Genomic DNA, 21,604 nt, shown 5'->3' with positions numbered 1-21,604 from the left:
CCCGCAGTGCGGGCCTTTTGTCAAACGCTGCCGATTACAGGCTGGAGACGTTTTCGCTCAGGTATTTCGCAACGCCGTCCGGAGAAGCGCTCATCCCTTCTTTACCTTTTTCCCACTGCGCCGGGCAAACTTCGCCGTGCTCTTCGTGGAATTGCAGCGCATCAACCATACGCAGCATTTCGTCGATGTTACGCCCCAGCGGCAGGTCGTTAACTACCTGATGACGCACGATACCGTCTTTGTCGATCAGGAAAGAACCGCGCAGCGCAACGCCTGCGTCCGGGTGTTCGATACCGTAAGCCTGCTGGATTTCACGTTTGATATCCGCAACCATTGCGTATTTCACCGCACCGATACCGCCTTTCTCAACCGGCGTGTTACGCCATGCGTTGTGAACAAACTCGGAGTCGAAGGAGACGCCAACCACTTCAACGCCGCGCTTCTGGAACTCTTCGTAGCGTTTGTCGAAAGCGATCAGTTCAGACGGGCAAACGAAGGTGAAATCCATCGGCCAGAAAAACAGCACGGTGGCTTTGCCGTTGGTGTGCTGTTTGAAATTAAAGTTTTCAACGATTTCACCGCTGCCCAGTACGGCTGCTGCTGTAAAATCCGGTGCCTGACGAGTGACCAGTACCATGTGTACTCCTGTGATTTACAAGGTTAATTAGAACGCAACGCGGGCCAGTATAGGGAGAGGGCGGAAGTGGCTCAAAGCGCCATTGACAATCGTTGAGACAGGTTTTGCCTATCAATTAAAGCGTGCGAGAAATTGCCTGCTCCATCATGCGCGGGTAGAACTGCCAGAACAGGCTTTCCAGTTCGGCGTAGTTAGCGTCGAGATCCTGCCAGGAGTCGCGCAGCGCATCAAGCCGCGGGCGGCGGTTCGCCATGCCGTTGAGTACATTCTGAATAAAGGACATCTCCCGGTAGCGCTCCAGCCAGCGTTCCGACCACAGGTAGTTATTCAAATTCACAAAACGCGGCGGGGACTCCGGCAAAATGGTGGCCACCTGCGAATGGGCATAACGCACGAAATCCTCCAGCGAAAAATCGGGGGAGAGCTGCGCCCAGTGGCGGGAGAGAAAGTGATCCCACATCACGTCCAGCGTGATGGGCGCGACCCGGCGCGTTTGCGCGCGGAATCCTTCACGGGCGATTTTGACTTCTGGCAGGTTGTCGGTCATCACGTCGATACGGCGGTGCATATAAATGCCATCCACCACTGCTGGCGCGTAGAGATTTTCCGGGTTGCCGCGAACGAAGTCCGCCAGCAGGTTGCCGGGCAGCGAGCTGTCCGCCAGGTGTGCAAGATGCAGGTGTGCTAAAAAATTCATTCTATGTCCATCATTGTCGATTGCAGGTGTTTCGCCAGCGCCCGGTGGCGCCAGCACTGGCGCTGTTATGCCGCTTTGTCTTTTAGGTTATTTTTTGAACCAAAAGCGGCTAACGGTTGCAGCGAAAGGGCGCGGGCACTAGACTACCCGCCTCTTATTTTGTCTTGAGTTAGTGTCATGCGCGTTGCCGATTTTTCCTTTGAATTACCCGAATCCCTGATTGCCCACTACCCACAGCCCGAGCGCAGCAGTTGCCGCTTACTTTCGCTGGATGGCCCAACAGGCGCGCTGACGCACGGTACTTTCACCGATTTACTGGATAAGCTCAACCCTGGCGATCTGCTGGTGTTCAATAATACCCGCGTGATCCCTGCACGCTTGTTCGGCCGTAAAGCGAGCGGCGGTAAGATTGAAGTGCTGGTTGAGCGCATGCTCGATGATAAACGTATTCTGGCACATATTCGCGCGTCTAAAGCGCCAAAACCCGGCGCTGAGCTGCTGCTGGGCGATGCCGAAGATGTTCGGGCAACTATGGTTGCGCGCCACGATGCGCTGTTTGAAGTTGAGTTCCATGATGAGCGCCCGGTGCTGGATATTCTTAACGCCATTGGCCATATGCCGCTGCCGCCGTATATCGATCGTCCGGATGAAGATGCCGATCGCGAGCTCTATCAGACGGTCTACAGCCAGAAGCCGGGCGCGGTTGCTGCACCGACGGCGGGCCTGCATTTTGATGAGCCGCTGCTGGAACGTCTGCGTAATAAAGGCATTGAAATGGCTTTCGTTACCCTGCATGTCGGTGCCGGGACTTTCCAGCCGGTACGCGTCGACAGCATTGAAGATCACATCATGCACTCCGAATATGCCGAAGTGCCGCAGGAGGTTGTGGACGCGGTGCTGGCGGCGAAAGCGCGCGGCAACCGTGTTGTCGCTGTGGGAACCACGTCCGTACGCTCGCTGGAGAGCGCCGCGCAGGCCGCCAACGATGCGCTGATTGCGCCGTTCTTTGGCGATACGCAGATCTTCATTTATCCGGGTTATCAATATCAGGTGATCGATGCGCTGGTGACCAACTTCCATCTGCCGGAATCGACGCTGATCATGCTGGTTTCCGCGTTTGCCGGATATCAGCACACCATGAACGCGTACCGCGCCGCCGTTGCGCAGGAATATCGCTTCTTTAGTTATGGCGATGCGATGTTTATCACGTACAATCCGCAGGCCATTACTGAACGCCCATAAAAAGGCTATTTTACTTGCCATTTTGCACTTGGGCAGTGCTCGCAATCCTCACGTACTATGTGTACGCTCCGGTTGCTGTGCGCTGTCCGCGTCCAAACTGGCGGCGTCAATTACGCCTTTTTTGCTTGTTGATGAATTCGATGTTGTGGAGTGATTTCACAGCAGATAGTTACCATCAGACTGTCTCTCTGATGCTGGAGAAAAAATGAAATTTGAACTGGATACCACCGACGGACGCGCCCGCCGCGGTCGTCTGGTGTTTGAACGCGGCGTGGTTGAAACGCCGGCGTTTATGCCTGTGGGCACTTACGGCACCGTAAAAGGGATGACGCCGGAAGAAGTGGAAGCCACTGGCGCACAAATTATTCTGGGCAACACCTTCCACCTGTGGCTGCGCCCGGGCCAGGAAATCATGAAGCTGCATGGCGATCTGCACGATTTTATGCAGTGGAAAGGCCCGATTCTGACCGATTCCGGCGGCTTCCAGGTCTTCAGTCTTGGCGACATTCGCAAGATCACCGAATCGGGCGTGCACTTCCGCAACCCGATCAATGGCGATCCGATTTTCCTCGACCCGGAAAAGTCGATGGAGATCCAATACGACCTCGGTTCCGACATCGTGATGATCTTCGATGAATGTACCCCATACCCGGCCGACTGGGATTATGCGAAACGCTCTATGGAAATGTCTCTACGCTGGGCGAAGCGCAGTCGCGACCGATTCGACGGATTAGGCAACAAAAATGCGCTCTTTGGCATCATTCAGGGCAGCGTTTACGAAGATTTACGAGATATATCGGTCAAAGGTCTGGTAGAGATTGGCTTTGATGGCTACGCTGTCGGCGGTCTTGCTGTAGGGGAGCCAAAAGAAGATATGCACCGCATCCTGGAGCATGTCTGCCCGCAAATCCCTGCAGACAAACCACGATACCTGATGGGTGTGGGTAAACCGGAAGATTTAGTTGAAGGTGTGCGTCGCGGCATTGATATGTTCGACTGTGTTATGCCGACGCGTAATGCCCGCAACGGTCATCTGTTTGTGACCAACGGCGTGGTGAAAATCCGTAACGCGAAATATAAAAGCGATACCAGCCCGCTCGATGCTGAGTGTGATTGCTACACCTGTCGCAATTATTCACTTGCGTATTTGCATCATCTCGATCGTTGCAACGAAATCTTGGGCGCGCGTCTCAATACGATTCATAACCTGCGGTATTATCAGCGTTTAATGGCTGGTTTACGCAAGGCTATCGAAGAGGGTAAATTAGAGCGCTTCGTAGCGGATTTTTACCAACGTCAGGGTCGACCGGTTCCACCTTTGAACGTTGATTAATTAAATAAATGAGGGAATTTGAATGAGCTTTTTTATTTCTGATGCGGTAGCGGCAGCTGGCGCGCCGGCACAGGGTAGCCCGATATCTCTGATCCTGATGCTGGTGGTGTTTGGTCTGATTTTCTACTTCATGATCCTGCGTCCGTAGCAAAAACGCACGAAAGAGCATAAAAAGCTGATGGACTCCATCGCCAAAGGTGATGAAGTGCTGACTAACGGTGGTCTGGTTGGTCGCGTAACCAAAGTAGCTGAAACCGGCTACATTGCGATTGCGCTGAACGACACCACTGAAGTAGTAATCAAACGTGACTTCGTAGCTGCCGTTCTGCCGAAAGGCACTATGAAGGCGCTGTAATCATTTCGTTTTCCCAAAGGGAACTGCCGTGTTAAACCGTTATCCTTTGTGGAAGTACATCATGCTGGTCGTCGTGATTATCGTCGGCCTGCTTTACGCACTTCCCAACCTGTATGGTGAGGATCCGGCTGTTCAGATCACTGGCGCGCGCGGCGTCGCCGCCAGTGAGCAAACGCTGATCCAGGTCCAGAAAAATTTACAAGAAGAAAAAATCAACGCGAAGTCCGTGGCACTGGAAGATGGCGCTATTCTCGCTCGCTTTGATTCGACTGACACACAGCTGCGCGCCCGCGAGGTGCTGGTCAGCGCGTTAGGCGATCAATACGTCGTAGCTCTTAACCTTGCTCCTGCAACGCCTCGCTGGCTGACCGCCATCAAAGCCGAACCGATGAAACTCGGTCTCGATTTACGCGGCGGCGTGCACTTCCTGATGGAAGTGGACATGCAAACAGCGCTGACCAAGCTGCAGGAACAGAATATGGACAGCCTGCGCAGCGATCTGCGCGATAAAGGGATTCCTTACACCACCGTGCGTAAGGAAGATAATTATGGCCTGAGCATCCAGTTCCGCGACAGCGCGGCGCGCGATCAGGCGAATACTTACCTGACCAGCCGCCACCGCGATCTGGTGATCACCAACCAGGGCGACAACGTTCTGCGTGCGGTGATGAGCGATGCGCGTCTGAGTGAAGCGCGTGAATATGCTGTTCAGCAGAACATCAATATTCTGCGTAACCGTGTGAACCAGCTCGGCGTTGCCGAACCGCTGGTGCAGCGCCAGGGCGCTGATCGCATCGTGGTTGAACTGCCGGGGATTCAGGATACTGCGCGTGCTAAAGAGATCCTGGGTGCGACTGCAACGCTGGAATTCCGTCTGGTAAACAGCAGCGTGGACGCTTCTGCCGCAGCTGCCGGTCGTGTACCGGGTGATTCTGAGGTGAAACTGACGCGTGAAGGTCAGCCGGTTGTGCTGTACAAACGCGTGATTCTGACCGGTGACCACATTACCGATTCCACATCCAGCCAGGATGAGTACAACCAGCCGCAGGTGAACATTTCACTGGACAGCGCGGGTGGCAACATTATGTCGAACTTCACCAAGGACAATATCGGTAAGCCGATGGCGACCCTGTTTGTGGAGTACAAAGACAGCGGTAAGAAAGATGCCAATGGCCGTGCGGTGCTGGTGAAACAGGAAGAGGTGATTAACATCGCCAACATCCAGTCTCGCCTCGGTAACAGCTTCCGCATTACCGGCATCAGCAACCCGACCGAAGCGCGTCAGCTCTCGCTGCTGCTGCGTGCCGGTGCGCTGATTGCGCCGATTCAGATTGTTGAAGAACGTACTATTGGTCCAACGCTGGGTGCGCAGAACATCACTCAGGGTCTGGAAGCCTGTCTGGCGGGTCTGGTGGTGTCGATCATCTTCATGATCTTCTTCTATAAGAAGTTTGGTCTGATCGCAACGTCTGCGCTGGTGGCGAACCTGGTGCTTATCGTCGGTATCATGTCGCTGTTGCCTGGCGCAACGCTGACCATGCCGGGGATTGCGGGTATCGTGTTAACCCTTGCGGTTGCGGTGGATGCGAACGTACTGATAAACGAACGTATTAAGGAAGAGCTGAGCAACGGACGTTCCGTCCAGCAGGCGATTCACGAAGGTTATCAGGGCGCATTTTCATCGATTTTCGATGCGAACGTCACCACGTTGATTAAAGTGCTTATTCTGTACGCAGTAGGCACTGGCTCGATTAAAGGGTTCGCAATTACCACCGGTATCGGTGTGGCGACCTCCATGTTTACCGCTATCGTCGGTACCCGTGCCATCGTCAACCTGTTGTACGGCGGCAAACGCATTAACAAGCTGTCTATCTGAGGAGTGCGTTGTGGCACAGGATTATACTGTTGAACAATTGAACCACGGCCGTAAAGTCTGGGACTTTATGCGCTGGGACAACTGGGCTTTCATCATTTCCGGCGGGCTGCTGATCCTCTCCATCGTTGTGATGGGTGTTCGCGGCTTTAACTGGGGCCTGGACTTTACTGGCGGTACGGTTATTGAAATTTCGCTGGAAAAACCAGCGGACATGGATTTAATGCGTGACGCGCTGGAGAAAGCGGGCTTTGCGGAACCGCTGTTGCAGAACTTCGGCAGCAGCCGTGACATCATGGTGCGTATGCCGCCTGCGCAGGGTGAAACCGGCGGGCAGGTACTGGGCAGCAAAGTTGTCAGCGTGATTAACGAAGCGACCAGTCAGAACGCTGCGGTGAAACGCATCGAGTTCGTCGGCCCGAGCGTCGGGGCGGATTTGGCGCAAACCGGCGGTATGGCGCTGCTGGTTGCGCTGATCTGTATCCTGATTTACGTTGGGTTCCGCTTCGAATGGCGTCTGGCGGCGGGTGTGGTTATCGCTCTGGCGCACGACGTGATCATTACCATGGGCGTGCTGTCGCTGTTCCATATCGAGATTGACCTGACTATCGTGGCATCGTTGATGTCGGTGATCGGCTACTCGCTCAACGACAGTATCGTGGTATCGGACCGTATTCGTGAGAACTTCCGCAAGATCCGTCGCGGTACGCCGTATGAGATCTTCAATATCTCGCTGACGCAGACCCTGCATCGTACCTTGATCACCTCCGGCACCACGCTGGTTGTGATCCTGATGCTGTATCTCTTTGGCGGAGCGATGCTGAAAGGCTTCTCGCTGACCATGCTGATCGGGGTTTCCATCGGTACGGCGTCTTCCATCTACGTTGCATCGGCGCTGGCGCTGAAGCTGGGGATGAAGCGCGAACATCTGTTGCAGCAGAAAGTAGAGAAAGAAGGGGCGGATCAGCCGTCAATTCTGCCGTAAGCTTGCTCTCAACGCTAAAAAACCGCAGCCGGTGCTGCGGTTTTTTTATATCTGCTGATTATAAAAACTCCATTTTTATCCCTGGTTTAAATTAGCCCTGCAATTAACAAAGCTATAAGCGCGCATTTCTGTTTTATCCGCAATATTCATTCTGCCTGTTTTTATTTTTTTGCTAGAGTCTGCGGCACTTTCATTTTGCCCGCGAGAATCCAGATGTGCTGAAGCCAAAAAAGGTGCTGATTGCTGACGATCATCCTATTTATCTGATGGGATTACGGGCACTGCTTAACCCACTTTCCCGTCAGTACCACATTGTTGATGAAGCCATGACTACCGACGAGCTAGTGGTGAAGCTTGAGCAGCAACCTGCGGATATTTTAATCACCGACTTCAGCATGCCGGGTACCCGGTACAATGACGGACTGGCGTTGATACAACTGCTGAAAAGACGCTGGCCTGAGCTATTAATTATCGTCGTTACCATGGTGAGCAATCCTGGTCTCCAGCGTTCGCTAATGCGTCTTGGCGTACACCGCGTGCTGAATAAAGCCAGCCTCTCTACCGAATTGTTGCATACGATGAAAAGTCTGACGTCCACCATGGCGGCAGGCCGGATCGGTAGCATCAAAGAGCGAACAACGACGAAAACAGCGGTTCACCTAACACCAAAAGAGAATGAAGTTCTGCGTCTGTTGCTGCGCGGAATGACGGTGAATGAAATCAGCGTCAGGCTGAGCCGTACCAAGCAGACCGTTAGCGCACAAAAGAAGAGCGCGATGCGTAAATTAGGCGCCACGTCGGAGTATGAGCTTTATCAGTCCGTACAGCAGCTCGGATTAATCAGTTAAGTCAGGTCGTTATGCAGGGATTGCCACTTCTTGTTATTACTCACCGTTGCGAGCAACAGTACAGATTACAGCATGCGCACCCGCAAAAGCGTATTGCTGGCTTCAACGACGCGCCCGGCCTGCTTAAGCAACACCGGTACCACGCCATAGTTTTCGAGCTCGACGAGCAGGAAAAGGCGGGTTGTGACGCCCTGGAAAACATTCTTGCCGCAGAACTGGCGGGCGATGTGGCGACAACGCCGCTGCTGCTGGGCTGTGGTGATTGGTCGCGGGAGCAGCAGGAGAATCGGCTGCGGCTCAAAGGTTTTGATCGACTGCTGCCGCTGATGTTTTCTGATGAGCAGGTCAGGGCTATTCCACTCAGGCCAGAGCCGGATCTGCACGAACTTTGTGCGCTGGCCGGCCACCAACAGCCAGTTATAGAGGCGATGATCCCGACGCTGCTGCGAACGTTAAGCAGCGATCTCCGCCAACTGGAAAACCTGCAACATGATGGATCGCTGATACAGATAGCTGATTTGGCACACCGCATGAAATCCTCTTTTCACCTGTTGGGCATGCGCTATGCCCGGCGCCGTTGCATCACCATGGAAAGATTGCCTGCACTGCTCCACGAACAGCGGGTAAATGAAGCGCAAGCCACGAAGATGCGCCATCGCTTTGGTATCGCGGTGCATGAAAGTTATCAATTTTTGCAGAGAGCGTTGGGCGTTACCGCGAATGAATAGATCAGGCAGGATAGCAAAATACCCGATTTTTCCTTTCCTCAGGCGCACAGGGGCTGTGCTGTGTCTTCTCTGTACGTTTGTTATGGCGGCACAGGGTGCCGATGAGGTGAAGGACGCCGGGAGCCCTTTTTTCTCGCCCAGCGAAAAACAGTGGATTCGCGAGCATCCGGTCATCCGCGTACTGGCTTTTGATGCCAGCGCGCCGATGAGTTTTATCGATAAGAAACTGAATTTCAGTGGTATCAGCGCCGATCTGCTGACCATGGTGCGTATCCGTACCGGCCTCAATTTTGTGGTCTCCGATGTCAGCAGTTTCGAGGCGCTGAGCGAAAAGATCGCCGCCGGAGAGGCCGACATGGTGGCCGGTATCCCCACCGGTCACCTGCCGGAATTACGCTATTCGCGCGTCTGGTTGACCAGTAAATATGTTCTGTTGACGCGAAGCAAAACGCCAGCGGTAAGGACGCTTGATGGGCTTTCTGATCGTTTCGTTGCCGTGCGTGAAGACTCGTTGATCGCACGCTATCTCGCTGCGCAATATCCGCAGATCAAGATGATCGGCACCCGCAGTCTGACAGAGGCTGTGGATATGCTCTCCGCAGGCCAGGTGGATGCGGCGATCGGCATTGAGGCGAATACGGATTATCAAATCAGACGGATTGGCCGCGATAAAATTGACATTTCCAGCCTGCAAGGGGTTAATCCCCTGCATGTTGCTTTCGGTGTTTCAGCGGCCGCGCCGGAACTGCTCTCGATCCTCGATAAAGTGCTGGATACCATTCCGGATAATGATTATCAGCGGCTTGGTAGCGGCTGGCGCTACGAAGGCGGCGCATTCTGGCAGCGCTGGCGGCAACATCTTTGGCAAATCGGCGTTCCCACAACGATGGTGTTGATTCTCTCGCTGCTGTGGGGCCTTTCATTGCGACGCCAGGTTAAACAGCGCACGCGCATGCAGTTGCGGCTCAAAGAGCAGCTTACGTATATGTATAACATCATGCATGCCGTTCCCTGGCCGATGGTGGTGCGTAACCTTGAAGGCAAGATGATTGATTGCAATGCCCGCTTCCTGGCTGAAATGAAGGTTGCGCGCGGCGATGTGCTTGGTGAAACCATCGACGTTCTGCCGTTGCCTGAATACCTGAAACGCGGATTCCGGCACGACTATGTGGATGTTATCGAGACGGGGCGACCGCAGATGGGCGATCGGGTGCTGGCGCTGGATCACAGCACCAAACCGCGCACCGTTTTCCACTGGATCATTCCTTTCCATGATAGCGACGGGGCGATCGGCGGGGTCTGCAGCGGCTGGATGGATGTCACGGAACGCGAAGAGCTGGTGCAACAGCTTAATGATGCCCGGGATGAAGCGCTGGCATCGAGCCGGGCAAAGAGCAATTTCCTTTCGGTGATGAGCCATGAAATCCGCACGCCGCTGAATGCGATTCTCGGCATCCTCGAACTGCAAATTAAGCAGAACGTGAAAGAGCACCACTCTCAGCCGATGCTTGAAGTCGCGCATGATGCGGCAAAAAATTTGCTGACGGTCGTGGGCGATATTCTCGATATTGCGCGCATCGAATCGGGTCGCATGGCCATTGAGCCACAAAAAGAAGATCTGATCGCCTTAACCCGTTCGGTGGTGTTGCTCTTTCAGGAAGCGACCGATCAGAAGCAAATCAGCATTGATTTGCGGATAATTGGCGGCAATACCTGTCTGTTGAAGATCGATCCCTGCCGCTATAAACAGATCCTCTCTAATCTGCTGAGTAATGCGATTAAATTTACTCACGAAGGGGGAATTGAGGTCATTTTGCAGCATCAGCCCACTTCTGATGGCAGGGTTGAGGTTGCGCTCACTGTGAAAGACACCGGCATTGGCATCACTCCGGAAGATCAACAGCGCCTTTTCAAACCGTTTACGCAGTTAGGCATGGAAGGAGAAAACTCCCGGCTGGGAACCGGGCTGGGGTTGTTTATTTGCCGTACACTCTGTGACTTGATGAAAGGCACGCTCTCGTTAACCAGCGCGCCAGGTGAAGGGACAACGGTCGCGCTACAGCTTTGTTTGCCCGCGGCTATTGCCAGCGTGGCGAAGCCGCTGGATAAAACACCCAGGAGCAAATCGCTGACCACCGTTAAGCGGGTATTAATTGTGGATGATTACCCCCCCAATCTCATGTTGTTACGACATCAGCTTGAATTTTTGGGCCACCGGGTGAGCGAAGCGCAGAATGGTGAGGAGGCGCTGACACTGTGGCGGATGTATGACAATTTCGATTACGCCTTAATTGATTGCAATATGCCGGTGATGGATGGCTTCACGCTGGCGCAGCGGTTACGCGCAGAGGAGCGGGAAAATGACCGCGAGCGGGCAACCTTGCTTGGCTTTACGGCGATTGCGCAGGAAGAGGTTATTGAGCAATGTCTGGCCGCGGGAATGGATGGTTGTTTATTTAAACCTTGTTCTCAGGAAGAAATAGCGAAATGGATTAAATAATATCGAGAATATTCAAAACGGACCTCGGTTATTCTCAACCATTACGAGATGTAACGCATTGGAATAAAATTCGCAGCCCCTATTATTGATGACGCATTTTTAATTAACTCTTGTAACAGGAGGTTACTTTTGAAAAAGTTATCATTGGCTGCATTAATTACTACGGCGTTACTCTCTCAGTCTGCACTGGCTGAATCAAATAACCATATGATGAGTTATCTGACTTCCTGGGGTTTACCTCAGGATGCAGCTACTCAAATGATGAATGCAGAAGTTGATACTTATTTGCTTTCGTTCGGTGGCTGGGATCAGGACGGTGCAATTTATACTTCTGATAATATCGTTGGTGATGTTGCTTATAACGATTACTGGTTACCGCCAGCTTATACTTCCTGGACTCAAGTTAAACTGGCTGCACCCTACAAAAAAATGATGGTGGCATTCGGTGGCGCAACATACGAAAGTATTTGGGCGCATCTGGCGAATGAAACCAGCCGTGAAAATATTGCTCAGGGTCTGGTAAAACTGCTGCGTAAGGATTTCCCGGTTTATCAAAAAGGCCTGCAGGCGGATCAGGTTCAGGGTCCATGCTCCAGCGCTAACTGGGATGGTTCCTGTAACCTGGCGAACTACCAGAAGGCGGGCACCGTGCAGATCGACGGTATCGACTTTGACTTCGAGAAAACCGCTCGTCTGAGTCCGGAAGAGAACAACAACCTGATCAAACTGGTTAAACGCGTACGTGAACTACTGGGCCCGAACAGCGGCAAGCTGATCAGCCTGACGACTTACCACGTGGGTGCTGACCCGCTTGAGTGCTCTGATTCTTCTGTGACCGACGGTTGCTCCTTTGTTGAAAACGATCGTTCCACTCACCATGGTGAAGTACTGGATCTGCTGCAAAACAGTCGCGATCTGTTTGATTTCTACAATGTAATGGCATACGATGCGGGTCCGCGCTTCAAGTATGACGTTGCAATGGCTAACTACGCGAAAGCGGTTGGCGATGCGAAGAAAATCATCCTCGGTAACACCCTGACCACCCAGTGGGGCCCGGAAGGTCGCTATGCTGAAACCCGCGAAAACAACATCGCGCGTGCCGCATGGCAGGCTGCAAATGGTTACGGCGGTGTATTCGTCTGGGCGATGGGCTCTAACGATACCGGCCTGAGCTTTGCTGACCAGATCGATTACATCAACGATATGAAGAATGCCGCCAGCGGCGGCGTGCCGGAAACCGGCAACACCGTTCCGGTTGCTCGTGCGACTTATCAGAAAGAAGTGCAGGGTGCAGCGACGGTAACGCTGGATGCTTCCAGCTCTTATGATGCGGATGGCGACACACTGACTTACACCTGGACCCAGGTTTCCGGGCCGCAGGTTACGCTGAACAATGCGAGTCAGCAGAAAGCGACTTTCACGCTGAACAGCACCGATGTGGATGCCACTCTGGGCTTTAAACTGACGGTTAATGATGGCAAAGATGATTCTCTGCCGCTGGCGTTCTCCATCAAGCACCTGGCTGACGATGTTGCAGAAGAGCCTGAAGAACCAGGTGAAGAACCAGGCGAAGAGCCGGGTGAAGAACCGGGCGAAAACCCAGGCGATAACCCGGGTGAAGAGCCTGGCGATAACCCAGGCAACGGTGCCGTCACAGCATGGAACGCTTCTACCATCTATGCTCAGCCTTGCCAGAAAGTAACTTATCAGGGCAAAGTCTGGATGAACGGCTGGTATGTTCAGGGCGAAGCGCCGTCCGACGCTAACCCGTGGGGCGCATGGCGTCCAGAGGGTTCTGCAACCATGCACACCCAGTGTAAATAATATTTTCGCCCTTCGGCGCCCGTTGTGACGCCGAAAAAGATCAGATATTAATAAAATATTTGTCTGTTCGGGAAAAAATATATCCAGGCCATATCCTTCGGGGTATGGCTTTTTTATTTTGTTATTACATATTCATGGCAGAATATTCCCGTGGCAGCGGAGGGGATCTTATAAATTAATGGAATGTTGATATTATTATTACAACGATAATTCATTACTTTAACCGGGCAGTAAATACTACACATGGATGGAGTTATTAATGAAATTATCAAAAGTTTTTCTCGCAGTCACAACCCTTTGCATGGCCGGTGGCGCTTTAGCACATGGTTATGTTACCGAACCCGCTTCCCGCGCAGCGTTATGTACTGCTGCTCAGGGAAACCAGAACAAAGATTGTGGCGCAGGCCCGCAGTATGAACCGCAGAGCGTTGAAGGGCCGGATGGCTTCCCTGCTTTAAACGCGGGTCCGGCTGATGGACGCCTGGCGAGTGCTGGCGTGGCATCAATGGTTAATCTGGATCAGCAGAGCGCTTCTCGCTGGACTAAGCATCCAATGAAAGCGGGCAAGAACTCCTTTACCTGGAAATTTACCGCTGCGCATAAAACTGGCTCCTGGAAATACTACATCACTAAAGCAAACTGGAACCCGAATCAGCCGCTGACTCGCAACTCTTTTGAAGCCCAGCCTTTCTGCGAGGTTACAGGTAACGGCGCGATTGCGAATACCAATCCGAAGCACGAATGTGACGTACCGGAACGTGACGGTTATCAGGTAATTATGGCTGCCTGGGACGTCTCTGATACCGGCGCTACTTTCTACAACGTGATTGACGTTGATTTCGGCGGCAACAACCCGGCCCCGGCACCGGGCGATGAAGAAGAAAACCCGGCACCGGGCGATGAGGGTGATACTCCGGCACCGGGCGATGAAGGTGATACTCCGGCACCGGGCGACGAGGGCGATACTCCGGCACCGGGCGATGAAGGTGATACTCCGGCTCCGGGCGACGAGGGCGATACTCCGGCTCCGGGCGATGATACTGTTGCAGCATGGAACGCTACCACGGTTTACTCTGCACCTTGCCAGAAAGTTTCTTATCAGGGCAAAGTCTGGGTCAACGGCTGGTGGACTCGCGGTGAAGCGCCGTCCAGCGCTAACCAGTGGGGCGTATGGCGTGAGCCTGGCTCTGCTTCTGCGCACACTGCCTGTAAATAAGCCTGCTTTTCTCCGGCGCCCTTTGTGGCGCCGGCATTCTGAGGGGCGCTCGCTCCTCAGAACCCCGTTATCATCCTGTCCGCTGCTTCCTCTCTTGCTAAGACACTTGTGCCCCGACATTACCCCTGACCTGCTGATTTTGAGCGCGATTGCGTATGCAAAAGAAGGCGCGGTGGAGGTGATTCAGGTGCGGTTTTGCAGGTGTATGCTGCAGAAACGCGGATAGGGAAGGCAATAAAAAACCGCTTTGTGAAATAAAGCGGCGTTTTATCGACGAAAAAGAGTGTACAGCGAGTGGGTTTCAAAACGAGGGAGAGCAACAGAACCAGCGAAATTCTCCGCTGGCTGTCATGATCCTGCGTTCGGACTTACATCGCAATATCGAACATCCGGGTCTGGAATAAAAGACAATAAAGCTGGCAGTCTGTTCTTACATTCAGTTTTCCCATCGCGCGTAGCTTATGTGCGCTCACCGTTTTGATACTGATGTTCATACGTGTCGATATCGTAGTCAGAGAGAGCCCCCGGCATAATAAGCGTAAGACTTCACTTTCGCGCGTTGACAGCTCCTGCGGGGTAATGGCTTCGCGGCGGAACAGCGAATCCATTAAACCGCGTTCAATATAAACTTCATCCATCATTACGTTAGTGATTGCGCGCCACAACGTGCGTTCGCTGGTATTTCTGCTGATATAGCCTTTTGCGCCCGCTTCAAGAACGATGCGTACAAGATTGGTATTGTTATAGGGTGATAAGACAATAATTTTCGTCTTGAGATAACGGCTGGAGATCCACTTAACTAACGCAATACCATCTAATTCCGATACCGGGTTACCGGTTTTAACCGTGGTAAGTCCATAGCCAAGGAAAAGAAGATCGACTTTTTGTGTGGCGAGAATGTTAAGTAATTCTGCTTGCTCACTGGTATCGCCAACGACATCGATGTCTAGTTTGTCAGTATTTATATTGCTGGTTTTTAATGAATTTATCATCGAGGTCATCCCCCGACGAATAATAGTGTGTTCATCTGCAATTAATATATTAATTGACATCCTTAAACCTCATTGCTATCTCCATGAATGTTTACCAGAAAAGATACGGAGATTATCGGGTTTTTTCTATCTGACCAGTAAGAAAAATCGACATGACCTCTAAGCGGTTTGATTTAGCATTGCAGGCAATAAATCGAGTTCTTACTGTATATATAGCGACGTTTCTGGCGGCTTAAAGAATATTCGTTGTACGCGCGGGAGCAATCATCTTTCCTTAAATTGAAAGTCCGGGACAATAACAGAGGTGAACAGCAAATTAGAGTGTGCAGGCTATTATGAAAAAAATAGATGTTAAGTTTAAAGCTCAGCAGGGATTTACGCTCCTTGAACTGCTGGTGGTATTAATGATTATTGCGTTGCTGGCCGGGTTTGTTGGGCCAAAACTTTTTTCGAATGTCGATCAGGCAAAAGAGAAAACCGCAATGCGTCAGATGCATTCCTTTGCAGATGCATTAATCCAGTACCGACTGGATACCGGAAGCTATCCGACAGAGCAGCAAGGGTTAAGTGTTCTGGTTGAAAAACCGTCGGATGCCACCAACTGGAATGGCCCTTATCTGGCGCAGCAAATTCCGCAAGATCCGTGGGGCCACGAATACCAATGGCATAACCCTGCGCGAGCAGAACAAAAAGTCTATGAAGTTGAAATTTCCACCGCAGATAAAAACGGGAAGGATATCACTTACGGATTTTAATTATGATCAGGCTGCTCATCGTGTTAGTTCTGCTCTCCGTGCAGCCAGCGATGGCAAATTGCTGGCGTAGCGCTGGCGAACGTTATGGTATCGAACCTGAATTGTTGCAAGCGATTGGTATCGTGGAGTCAGGATTATTGCCATCGGCAATCAATGGAAATAAAAATGGCTCCACGGATATTGGTCTTATGCAGATTAATAGTCAGCATTTCAGCCAATTAAAAAAATATAACATTACACAACACGCATTAATGAATGATCCTTGCCAGAACGTTATGGTGGGAGCCTGGATTTTAGCAGGACAGATGCGTTTATTTGGCTATAGCTGGGAAGCGGTCGGCGCATATAACGCCGGCAATGGCCGTGACAGTAAAACTAAAATGTGGCGCAAGCGCTACATAAAGAAAGTTGCTCCCGTTTATCTGCGGTTGAAAAATAAGCATAAGGATTGAGCTTTATGAGCAAAACGCATAGCTGGGAAGTCACTTATTTAGATAATGGCAAGCGTAAAAAAATGCGTACTCAGGCAGAAAGCGCGATTGCTGCCCGTCATCAATTACAGCAAGCGGGTCATGCCGTTGTGCGGGTTATTCCGCAAAAACAACAGCAGATTAAACGCTTCGCCCTTGGTTTATTTCTTCAGGAACTGGTGGCGCTGCTTGAAGCGGGCCTGGTGGTCACTGAAGCCATCGAAACGCTGCGCGCCTGCTCTACCGATGAGCAGGTTCTTGAAATGCTCGAAAGGTTGCTGGAAAAACTCTATGCCGGTTGCCAACTTTCGCAGGCGATGAGCGCACAACCGGAAATCTTCCCGCCTTTACTGGTGAATACGGTGGCTTCATCGGAGCAAACCGGGCATCTGGCCAACGCGCTGAAGCGTTATCACTATTACGAACAACGGATTGAGCAACTGCGTAAACGCATTCGCGGAACGCTTACCTACCCGGTGATTGTGCTGTCGGTAGGCGGATTAATTATCTGTTTTCTTTTGGGGTTTATCGTCCCCAGCTTTTCACAAGTATTTGAAGGGATGAACACGCTGACTGACAGCGCCCGGCTTATTTTGTGGTGGGGAAATCTGGTCAAGCACTCGGGGCAGGAACTGTTGCTGGCGCTTGCCGCCTGTCTGGCGTTTTTCTTTTTGCTTTTCCGACAGCCAGTGGTGAAACAAACCTTGTTCAGCCTGGTGCTGAAAATTCCTCAGCTCCGGCAGCAACAATTTCTGGGCATTCTGGTGCGTTTTTACCGCACGTTAGGTCTGTTGATTGAGGGCGGTGTCCCCGTGCCGCATGCGCTGCGCCTGGCAAAAGCCGTTCTGCCAGCCAGCCACCATCAGCGCCTCAACAGAGTGCTGGAACACGTGCTGGCGGGCAATACGTTATCGGAATCTCTTGAAAGCCAGCAACTGACAACGCCGGTTGCCATGCGCCTGATCCAGGTGGGCGAGCGCAGCGGCGAGCTGGCGGGAATGTGCGAGCGTATTGCGGCTTTTTATGATGAGGCGCTGGAACGTGCCATTGATTCATTTACCCGCATCTTTGAACCCGTATTGATGATGATTGTCGGCGGGATTGTCGGGTTAGTGGTGTTTTTACTCTATATGCCGATTTTCGAAATGGCAGGGAGCATGTCCTGATGAATGTAATGCCGAATGAGATTTCTACCGTAATCGATCGTCTGCTGGCGCTCAGCGAACCCCAGCGCGGAGAGACGTTGCAGCAGGTTCTGCTGGAACAGCCGGATGCTTTAACATGGATGGCGGCGGAACTGGGGCTGAAAGCGCTGACAGCAGAAGAGCTGCATGCGGCAGAGATCCATTTTGAACATGTCTCGCTCAACGACGTAGTGGGATGGAAGGTGCTACCGGTGCGCTGGCAGCAGCAGGAGTGGCTGTTGCTGAGCGATCCCTTTTCACTGGATCTTCGCCAGTGGGCGCAGCGTTTGCCGGTCACGCTGGCTATTGCGCCTCCGCTCTGGCTTCAGGAGCAGTTGCAGGCGCTGGCCGGTCAGCAGCGCACCATGGATCAGCTTGAACAGCAGGTCAATGAAGGTGCGGAAGATGAGATGATCCTTGAGATCACGCCCGCCATTATCGCCAACGAAGCGAATCCTATTATCAAGCTACTCAACGCCACGTTGTACGATGCGATGCAGAGCCGCGCCAGCGATATTCACCTTTCGGCCGTTCCCGATGGCCTTGCGGTGAAATACCGCGTCGATGGGGTGATTCACGCTATCCGCCATTGCCAGGGAATTCACTATTCCGAACAGGTGATTTCACGTCTGAAAGTGCTCAGTAATATGGATATCTCTGAACGGCGGGTTCCGCAGGATGGGCGTTTTAAAGCGATTATTCACCAGCGCCCCGTTGATTTTCGCGTGTCTATTGTGCCCGGCATTCATGGTGAAGATGCGGTTCTGCGTGTACTGGATAAGTCGCACAGCAGTACGCTTAGCCTGGAAATTCTCGGCTTTGACGATCATACCCTGCGGGAAATCCGCCAATTGACCAACCGGCCGCATGGCATGGTGCTGGTGACAGGCCCGACGGGAAGCGGCAAATCCACCACGCTGTATGCGGCGCTGAGCGAACTGAATAACGGTGAGAGCAAAATCATCACCATTGAGGATCCGGTTGAGTACCAGCTCAATGACGTTCTGCAGATCCCGGTGAATGACAAAAAAGGGCTGACTTTTGCCCGTGGCCTGCGCGCCATTCTGCGTCACGATCCGGACACCATTCTGGTCGGGGAAATTCGTGACAGCGAAACCGCAGGTATTGCCGTACAGGCGGCGTTGACCGGGCATCTGGTGTTATCCACGGTGCATGCCAACGATGTGTTTAGTGTGCTTGAACGTTTTCTCTATATGAATGTGGAAACAGAAAGCTTACTGACCGCCTTGCAGGGTGTACTTGCCCAGCGGCTGGTGCGTAGCGTGTGCCCGGATTGTCAGGAGGAGGTTGCGCCGACTGAACAGGATCTGGCGCAGTGGCAGCAGAGCGATCTCAACCATCTGCAACCGTTGTGGCGCAAGGGGCGCGGCTGTTCGTCCTGTCGGCAGAGCGGTTATCGCGGACGGCTGGCGCTGGCGGAGATACTGCCTTTTAACGATGTGATGAAAGAAGCATTGCAGTCGCGGATGCCGGTACGGCAACTGCGAGAAATTGCATTAGCGCAAGGGTTCGTCCCTCTGCATAACGTAGCCATTCGCGCCGTTCTTGAAGGGAAAACCACATTTCAGGAGATTAACCGTGTTATCACTGCGCCCGCGTAAATTTTTGTGCGAAATCTATGAACATCATCTGGTGCTACGCTGCGCGAGCAACCGCATCGGCGAGTGCGAAATCACCGATGATGCCACGCTGGAAGAGGCTGTGGATGGCCTGATTGCGCCACATATTGGTCGTGTGCCGTGGCGCGACACGCTGGGATTCTGGCTGGAAAGTAGCCGGGTTCACCACTTTACGGTGCCGTGGCAGGAGGGGATCACCAACCCGGAAGATTTTCGCGGTTACGCGGCGTCCCAGGCGATAAAGCAGTGGCCTGGCGGGCAAGAGCAGTCGCTAAAGACCGATTTTATCTCGGTCAACTACGCATCAACGGCACTCGCCGCCACCATTGACGATCGCCTGTGGCAAATATTGCTGCGCATCGGCAAACAGCGAAAACTACGCGTGGAGGGCATTGCGATTGAATTTCAGGTGCAACTGCATCCCTGGTTGCGGCAGCTGCCCCAGGAGGCGCTGTTTTGTCTGCGCGGCGCGCATTCCAGCATTTACGCAGCGCGCCAGCAGGGCGAGTGGCATCAGGTCTGGCGGCTGAATAATGACAGTGATGGAGATGCACAGCGGCAACTGGCGCTGGTGGCGCGATTAATGGGGCTTGATAATAATGCGCCGCGTCATTTCCTTAATGCCTGTTAGTACGCTGATAATAAAGTGAACTGAAAACATCTCTTTTGGCTCCGCAGACCATTTTTCTGACTAGTACTATATCCGTAGTATGCCGTTAGTTTTATTTTGATGGTCTGTATTCAGAACGTCATTTATCAAGACTGTCATTCATGGGAAGAATTATGTCTTTTGAACTCCGTCTAAAAGGAATGCCGTTCCTTTGTAACTATTCACGTTCCGTTTATGCGTGTCCTGTTATTATTATTGCGCTGATCCTGACGCTGTATTTATGTGTAACGATGTTTGAGCAATATCAGGAACATCAGGTTCTTGCTCAACAAAATCAGCATATAACTGCGGCAGTCAACAGACAAAATGAGATTATCCGGGCGCTAAAAGTCAAAGCACAACAAAGTCTACCAAATGAAAAAGCATCGGTTTCTATTATTTCGATGCTCAATCCTGTTGCGCAGTTACTCACTTCTGATATTGCGATTGTTTCTCTGGATGCTAACCCAAATAAGAAAATCGTCACACTGGATGTCAGTGCGACATCGTTATCGGCACTGATGGATTTTAGCGCGCAACTTGAGCAAATTCCTGCCCGGGTAGAGTTAAAAAATCATACTCCAGCAAAGAACGCTACCGATAAATGGGCCGTGAATTCGACTCTGATGATCATTTTTGCAGGTTAATCATATGAGACTTTCCTTATCTAATATTCATTGGAGGCTCTCTTGCCTTCTGGAGAAAACGGGGAAAAAAACGCTACTTGCGCTGTTAGTGCCTGTCGCTTTATTGTGCTATCAGCATATTTATATGCTGCCCGATATTACCCGGTTACGTGATGACAACACGCTTTTACAGCAACAATTAAAGAAACCGCTGCCGGTATTAGCTAACGATAAAGGGCAATTGCAAAGCGCGCTGAACGAAACCGAATATCAGCAAGTTAAAACCCTGTTTGATATTCTCCAGCAGAATCATTTACAGGTTGATGGCAGTCATTATCAGTTCAGCAAAGAAGAAAAAAACCGCCAACGCAAGCTTTCGCTCGATATTCCGCTGCAGGGGAAGTGGGCCGGATTAACACGTTCGCTGAGCAAGATGAGAAGCAGCCTGATCTTTAATGTCGACAGGGTATCGGTTACGCGTGCGAACCCGGATAGTGAGCGCCTGCAAATCAACCTGCAGCTGACGCTTACGCTGACATCACGTCTGGAGCCATCATGAAAATCCCGTTATATCTGAAAGTATGCCTGGCACTCACATTGGGTCTGGTGGTATGGGCGCAATTCTTTGGTGATGATTCAGCCGGGGCATTATCCGGCACGCAGACGAAACCCGCCGTCGCGCAAAAAGCGAAGGAGAGTAAAAAGCCCGTTGTGCGCAATGAAAGTGATGAACTGGCGGATTTATTTCCTGTGTACACCCTACCCGTAAAAGAGAAACCCTCTACGACTCCGGTGGTACAGGAAGTTGCTTTTCCTTTTCAGTTGGCAGGACTCTGGATAAGCGATAACCAGAAAATCATCATTATTACGGATGGCATGCAAAACTGGTTGCTTTGTAGCAATTGCGGAAAGAAAGACTTTATTCAACCCGGCGATTTACTCACCCCGGACTGGAAAGTGCAGGCAATAGAACCTGACCACGTGACAATTAAAGCGATGTCCGGCCAGGTTGAAAAACGTATCGATCTTAATTCTCTGAAAATTAAATAA

The 21,604-nt window shown here is 52.0% G+C and carries 20 protein-coding genes and 1 pseudogene; 18 read left to right on the top strand and 3 right to left on the bottom strand.

The genetic code is table 11. The features are described from left to right. Positions 1–34 precede the first annotated feature (34 nt). Together Y71_RS21100 and acpH are read right to left on the bottom strand one after the other, a co-directional pair. Positions 35–637 carry a peroxiredoxin C gene (locus Y71_RS21100; RefSeq protein ID WP_007373480.1) on the bottom strand — a complete coding sequence of 201 codons (603 nt, stop codon included), beginning with the start codon at positions 635–637 and terminating at the stop codon, positions 35–37. Between the two features lie 115 nt (positions 638–752). Further along, a complete protein-coding gene (acpH, locus tag Y71_RS21095; RefSeq protein ID WP_007373481.1) occupies positions 753–1,334 on the bottom strand; it encodes an ACP phosphodiesterase in 582 nt (193 codons plus the stop codon). A gap of 177 nt (positions 1,335–1,511) precedes the next feature. On the opposite strand from acpH, the gene queA reads away from it, so the two are divergent. The 10 genes and pseudogenes from queA to Y71_RS21040 all read left to right on the top strand — a co-directional run bounded on the left by queA (position 1,512) and on the right by Y71_RS21040 (position 14,238). Next, a complete protein-coding gene (queA, locus tag Y71_RS21090) occupies positions 1,512–2,576 on the top strand; it encodes a tRNA preQ1(34) S-adenosylmethionine ribosyltransferase-isomerase QueA (protein WP_007373483.1) in 1,065 nt (354 codons plus the stop codon). A gap of 205 nt (positions 2,577–2,781) precedes the next feature. Next, entirely contained in the window at positions 2,782–3,909 is a 1,128-nt protein-coding gene (tgt, locus tag Y71_RS21080) for a tRNA guanosine(34) transglycosylase Tgt (protein ID WP_007373485.1), read from the top strand. Between the two features lie 22 nt (positions 3,910–3,931). Then, positions 3,932–4,264 (top strand): annotated as a pseudogene (yajC, locus tag Y71_RS21075) (preprotein translocase subunit YajC). A gap of 28 nt (positions 4,265–4,292) precedes the next feature. Then, positions 4,293–6,140, top strand: a complete 1,848-nt coding sequence (secD, locus tag Y71_RS21070; RefSeq protein ID WP_007373487.1) for a protein translocase subunit SecD — start codon at positions 4,293–4,295, stop codon at positions 6,138–6,140. A 10-nt stretch (positions 6,141–6,150) separates the two neighbouring features. Beyond that, on the top strand, positions 6,151–7,122 hold the full coding sequence (secF, locus tag Y71_RS21065; protein WP_007373488.1) for a protein translocase subunit SecF: 972 nt from the start codon (positions 6,151–6,153) through the stop codon (positions 7,120–7,122). Between the two features lie 215 nt (positions 7,123–7,337). After that, the gene (locus Y71_RS21060) at positions 7,338–7,970 is read left to right on the top strand and encodes a response regulator (RefSeq protein WP_007373489.1); all 633 of its coding nucleotides are present in this window, start codon (positions 7,338–7,340) and stop codon (positions 7,968–7,970) included. A gap of 20 nt (positions 7,971–7,990) precedes the next feature. Further along, the gene (locus Y71_RS21055) at positions 7,991–8,698 is read left to right on the top strand and encodes an Hpt domain-containing protein (protein WP_158262936.1); all 708 of its coding nucleotides are present in this window, start codon (positions 7,991–7,993) and stop codon (positions 8,696–8,698) included. 55 nt (positions 8,699–8,753) lie between these two features. Beyond that, complete coding sequence (locus Y71_RS21050) at positions 8,754–11,198, top strand: ATP-binding protein (protein ID WP_007373491.1); 2,445 nt, start codon at positions 8,754–8,756, stop codon at positions 11,196–11,198. 129 nt (positions 11,199–11,327) lie between these two features. Continuing rightward, complete coding sequence (locus tag Y71_RS21045) at positions 11,328–13,022, top strand: glycosyl hydrolase family 18 protein (RefSeq protein WP_007373492.1); 1,695 nt, start codon at positions 11,328–11,330, stop codon at positions 13,020–13,022. Positions 13,023–13,281: 259 nt separating this feature from the next. Next, on the top strand, positions 13,282–14,238 hold the full coding sequence (locus tag Y71_RS21040) for a lytic polysaccharide monooxygenase (RefSeq protein WP_007373493.1): 957 nt from the start codon (positions 13,282–13,284) through the stop codon (positions 14,236–14,238). Between the two features lie 368 nt (positions 14,239–14,606). Here Y71_RS21040 and Y71_RS21035 read toward each other — a convergent pair whose 3' ends face one another. Continuing rightward, entirely contained in the window at positions 14,607–15,290 is a 684-nt protein-coding gene (locus Y71_RS21035; protein ID WP_007373494.1) for a LuxR C-terminal-related transcriptional regulator, read from the bottom strand. 275 nt (positions 15,291–15,565) lie between these two features. Here Y71_RS21035 and gspG point away from each other — a divergent pair, with 275 nt between their 5' ends. The 8 genes from gspG to Y71_RS20995 all read left to right on the top strand — a co-directional run bounded on the left by gspG (position 15,566) and on the right by Y71_RS20995 (position 21,604). Further along, positions 15,566–15,985: a type II secretion system major pseudopilin GspG gene (gene gspG, locus Y71_RS21030; protein WP_035887343.1), complete on the top strand. Its 420-nt coding sequence runs from the start codon at positions 15,566–15,568 to the stop codon at positions 15,983–15,985. A 2-nt stretch (positions 15,986–15,987) separates the two neighbouring features. Beyond that, positions 15,988–16,437, top strand: a complete 450-nt coding sequence (locus Y71_RS21025) for a lytic transglycosylase domain-containing protein (RefSeq protein ID WP_007373496.1) — start codon at positions 15,988–15,990, stop codon at positions 16,435–16,437. Between the two features lie 5 nt (positions 16,438–16,442). After that, entirely contained in the window at positions 16,443–17,621 is a 1,179-nt protein-coding gene (locus Y71_RS21020; RefSeq protein ID WP_007373497.1) for a type II secretion system F family protein, read from the top strand. Next, positions 17,621–19,261: a GspE/PulE family protein gene (locus Y71_RS21015; RefSeq protein ID WP_007373498.1), complete on the top strand. Its 1,641-nt coding sequence runs from the start codon at positions 17,621–17,623 to the stop codon at positions 19,259–19,261. Before Y71_RS21020 ends, Y71_RS21015 begins: the two co-directional genes overlap by 1 nt. Then, positions 19,239–19,910, top strand: coding sequence for a hypothetical protein (locus Y71_RS21010; RefSeq protein ID WP_007373499.1), 672 nt, complete (start codon positions 19,239–19,241; stop codon positions 19,908–19,910). The genes Y71_RS21015 and Y71_RS21010 overlap by 23 nt, the downstream gene beginning before the upstream one ends. Before the next feature lie 152 nt (positions 19,911–20,062). Beyond that, positions 20,063–20,575 carry a hypothetical protein gene (locus Y71_RS21005; RefSeq protein ID WP_035943189.1) on the top strand — a complete coding sequence of 171 codons (513 nt, stop codon included), beginning with the start codon at positions 20,063–20,065 and terminating at the stop codon, positions 20,573–20,575. 124 nt (positions 20,576–20,699) lie between these two features. Beyond that, the gene (locus Y71_RS21000; RefSeq protein ID WP_007373501.1) at positions 20,700–21,113 is read left to right on the top strand and encodes a hypothetical protein; all 414 of its coding nucleotides are present in this window, start codon (positions 20,700–20,702) and stop codon (positions 21,111–21,113) included. After that, complete coding sequence (locus Y71_RS20995) at positions 21,110–21,604, top strand: hypothetical protein (RefSeq protein WP_007373502.1); 495 nt, start codon at positions 21,110–21,112, stop codon at positions 21,602–21,604. The genes Y71_RS21000 and Y71_RS20995 overlap by 4 nt, the downstream gene beginning before the upstream one ends.

The sequence above is a fragment of the Kosakonia radicincitans DSM 16656 genome (assembly GCF_000280495.2).
GTDB lineage: Bacteria > Pseudomonadota > Gammaproteobacteria > Enterobacterales > Enterobacteriaceae > Kosakonia > Kosakonia radicincitans.
Note: the sequence above shows the minus strand (reverse complement) of the source record. Positions and strands in the feature narration are given on the sequence as shown.

Bases quoted from the DNA above. Each gene is read 5' to 3' on its own strand.
- Y71_RS21015 (WP_007373498.1), top strand. From the start codon at position 17,621: ATGAATGTAATGCCGAATGAGATTTCTACCGTAATCGATCGTCTGCTG.
- Y71_RS21040 (WP_007373493.1), top strand. From the start codon at position 13,282: ATGAAATTATCAAAAGTTTTTCTCGCAGTCACAACCCTTTGCATGGCC.
- Y71_RS21035 (WP_007373494.1), bottom strand. From the start codon at position 15,290: ATGTCAATTAATATATTAATTGCAGATGAACACACTATTATTCGTCGG.
- tgt (WP_007373485.1), top strand. From the start codon at position 2,782: ATGAAATTTGAACTGGATACCACCGACGGACGCGCCCGCCGCGGTCGT.
- queA (WP_007373483.1), top strand. From the start codon at position 1,512: ATGCGCGTTGCCGATTTTTCCTTTGAATTACCCGAATCCCTGATTGCC.
- Y71_RS20995 (WP_007373502.1), top strand. From the start codon at position 21,110: ATGAAAATCCCGTTATATCTGAAAGTATGCCTGGCACTCACATTGGGT.
- Y71_RS21000 (WP_007373501.1), top strand. From the start codon at position 20,700: ATGCTGCCCGATATTACCCGGTTACGTGATGACAACACGCTTTTACAG.
- Y71_RS21020 (WP_007373497.1), top strand. From the start codon at position 16,443: ATGAGCAAAACGCATAGCTGGGAAGTCACTTATTTAGATAATGGCAAG.
- acpH (WP_007373481.1), bottom strand. From the start codon at position 1,334: ATGAATTTTTTAGCACACCTGCATCTTGCACACCTGGCGGACAGCTCG.
- Y71_RS21025 (WP_007373496.1), top strand. From the start codon at position 15,988: ATGATCAGGCTGCTCATCGTGTTAGTTCTGCTCTCCGTGCAGCCAGCG.
- Y71_RS21100 (WP_007373480.1), bottom strand. From the start codon at position 637: ATGGTACTGGTCACTCGTCAGGCACCGGATTTTACAGCAGCAGCCGTA.
- Y71_RS21005 (WP_035943189.1), top strand. From the start codon at position 20,063: ATGTCTTTTGAACTCCGTCTAAAAGGAATGCCGTTCCTTTGTAACTAT.
- gspG (WP_035887343.1), top strand. From the start codon at position 15,566: ATGAAAAAAATAGATGTTAAGTTTAAAGCTCAGCAGGGATTTACGCTC.